Origin of the sequence: Pseudoalteromonas sp. 19-MNA-CIBAN-0066, assembly GCF_040308705.1 — a bacterium.
GTDB classification, from domain to species: domain Bacteria; phylum Pseudomonadota; class Gammaproteobacteria; order Enterobacterales; family Alteromonadaceae; genus Pseudoalteromonas; species Pseudoalteromonas nigrifaciens.
The window spans coordinates 1-299 of sequence record NZ_JBEONZ010000143.1; the positions used below are offsets into that span (position 1 = coordinate 1).

Here is a 299-nt window from a genome sequence, read left to right on the forward strand (position 1 = left end):
GACTAGAGGTAGGACAGAAAACGCTTGATATGGAACGCCAGGCAATTCAATCAATGCTCACTCATGTAACTGGTAAGCTTGAACAAGGAAAAACCTTACCTTATGTCGAATCAGAGTTTAAACAAGCACTTTCAAGTCGCACTTATACAACAGAGCAAATGAAGTTAGTTTCTGAGTCGCAGACAGAACGAAATGCTTTATCAACTCAAATCGCTTATGCCGCCGGACTCAGGGCTCATGAGCTATATACTCTCTCTTATGCATCGGAAAAACAAGCAAGTGAAAGACCTGCACTAGAT

At 41.8% G+C, this 299-nt stretch carries 1 pseudogene; it reads left to right on the plus strand.

The window, feature by feature from the left end:
• Positions 1-299 (plus strand): annotated as a pseudogene (locus AAEZ18_RS18555) (site-specific integrase); the annotation flags it as partial.